The sequence below is a fragment of the Gemmatimonadales bacterium genome (genome assembly GCA_030697825.1).
Taxonomy (GTDB): domain Bacteria; phylum Gemmatimonadota; class Gemmatimonadetes; order Gemmatimonadales; family JACORV01; genus JACORV01.
In genome coordinates, this window is the sequence record JAUYOW010000166.1 from 1 (window position 1) to 2193 (window position 2193).

Sequence of the window (2193 nt, forward strand, 5' to 3'; positions counted from 1 at the left end):
GCTATAGCGCGCGCACGATCCCGCGGATGAGCCGCGCGAGGTCTTCCTTCACCCGGTCCGCCGCCTCGAGCACCTCCTGGTGCGACAGTTTCCCGCCGAGGCCGGCCGCCGGATTGGTGATCGTAGAGATGCCGATGCAGCGGACGCCACGCGCGCGCGCCACGATCACTTCGGGGACGGTGCTCATCCCGACCGCATCGGCGCCGATCCGCTTCAGCATCTCGATCTCGGCCTTCGACTCGAACGACGGGCCGAGCATCGCGGCGTAGACGCCCTCTTCCAACGCGACCCGTTCCTCCGCCGCCACCCGGCGCGCCAGACCGCGCAGCTCGCCGTCGTAGGGATCGCTCATGTCGGGGAAGCGTTCCTCTCCTTCAAGGGCGGCGCCGGACAGCGGGTTCATCGCCATCATGTTGATGTGGTCGGCGATCAGCATGAGCGTGCCCGGCCGGAAGGTGCGGCGGATGCCGCCGGCCGCGTTGGTGAGGATGATGGTCCCGACGCCGAGCGACGCGAAGACGCGTATCGGCAGCCCGGCGACCGCTGCGTCGTGGCCCTCGTACAGGTGGAACCGGCCGCTCTGAGCGAGGACCGCCACCCCGTCCAGCGTCCCGGCGATGAGCTCGCCGGCGTGACCCTCGACCTTGGGGAGCGGGAAGCCGGGGATCCTGCCGTACGGCACCTTGACCGCGTCCTTCAGCTCGCCGCCCAGGAACCCCAGCCCGGAGCCGAGCACGATGGCGATCTTCGGCGTCCGCGGCGCGATCGCCGCCCGTACCGCATCGGCCGCCGCGCGGACCGCCGGTGTCCCACCCACCCCATCACTCATCGCCCATCACTCCTCACTTATCACCCATCACCCATCACGTCGTTGCTTCTCAAGCCGTTGCGTCCAGTTCCTTCCTGATCTTCTCAACCATCGCCTGTCGCTCCCTGAACGGCAGGAACGCGCTCTCGAACCCGTAGAGGATCATGCGGTCTATCTCCTCGCGGGTGAAACTCAGCTTGGAATGCGCGAGCCACAGTTCTTCGGTCACGGTCGTGGCGCTCATCAGCCGGTTGTCGGTGTTGAGGCACACCACGACGCCGAGGTCGAAGTAGCGTCGCACCGGGTGCTCCTCGATCGCACGCACCGCGTGCGTCTGCAGGTTGCTGGTGATGCAGATCTCGAGCGGCACGCGGTGGTCGTTGACGTATTGCTCCAGCTCCGGGTTCTCGAACAGCCGCGTCCCATGGCCGATACGGTCGGCGTGGCAATAGTGGAGCGCCTGCGAGATGGACTCGGCACCGTACGCCTCTCCCGCATGCACCGTGGTGGCGATGTTGTGGTCGATGACGGTGTAGAACGCTTCCTTGTGCTTCTTGGCGGGGAAATTGTACTCGGCGCCGGCGAGGTCGAACGCCACGACGCCGTGGTTCTTGTAGGCCACCGTGAGGTTCGCCAGCTCCAGCGAGACGTCCGGGCTCATGTTCCGGATCCCGCAGATGATGAGCGACGTCTTCACGCCGAACTCCGCCTCGGCGCGGTGCATGCCGCGCAGCGGCGCCTCCACCGCCTCGGTGAGCGGCATGCCCTTGCGCGTGTTCAGGATCGGCGAGTAGCGGATCTCCATGTACCGCACGTTCTCCGCCGCCCCATCTGCCACCAGCTCGTACGCAGCGCGCTCGAGCGCGTCAGGCGTCTGCAACACGGACAGCGTGACCTCGAAGCGCTCGAGGTAGTCCACCAGGCTGCGCGCGTCGGTGACGTGCATGTAGCGCGCGAGCGAGGCGACGTCGTCCGCGGGCAGCTTGACGTGCTGGTCGCGGGCCAGCTCCAGCAGCGTCCGTGGCCGCAGACTGCCGTCGAGATGCACGTGCAGCTCGGCCTTGGGCAGTCTGCGCAGCAGCTCGCGCGTGACGGCTCCGGTTTCCGGCTCGCCGCTCCGCGCCCCCGAATCGGCGCGCCTCCGCGACTGTTTTCCCGTCACCCTACCGCCCGCTTCACGGCCGCCTCCTGCCGCGCCCCGGACGGTTCGGCAGGCCCGGATCGTCGTCGCGGGCGCGCGCCGGCTGGGTGCCGTCATCCACGCGGGGCTCCGTGGGCAGGTTGCGAACGGGCTGCGGCAGCCTCCGCGCGTAGTCGATGAACGCATCGAGATCGACGGTGCCGGTGTTCTCCGCCGGCAGTCCACGCAGCATGGTATAGCCGCT

3 protein-coding genes are annotated in these 2193 nt (G+C 68.3%); all 3 read right to left on the reverse strand.

Annotated elements, in window-relative coordinates; translation table 11 throughout:
- Position 1: 1 nt before the first annotated feature.
- Entirely contained in the window at positions 2-829 is an 828-nt protein-coding gene (locus Q8Q85_09110; GenBank protein ID MDP3774412.1) for a purine-nucleoside phosphorylase, read from the reverse strand.
- A 49-nt stretch (positions 830-878) separates the two neighbouring features.
- Positions 879-1970, reverse strand: coding sequence for an adenosine deaminase (gene add / locus Q8Q85_09115; GenBank protein MDP3774413.1), 1092 nt, complete (start codon positions 1968-1970; stop codon positions 879-881).
- 13 nt (positions 1971-1983) lie between these two features.
- On the reverse strand, positions 1984-2193 hold a 210-nt coding region (locus Q8Q85_09120), incomplete at its 5' end, for a hypothetical protein (protein MDP3774414.1).

What these genes read in the sequence shown, in the direction of transcription:
- Q8Q85_09110 (MDP3774412.1), bottom strand. Translation starts at nt 829, where the DNA reads ATGAGTGATGGGGTGGGTGGGACACCGGCGGTCCGCGCGGCGGCCGAT.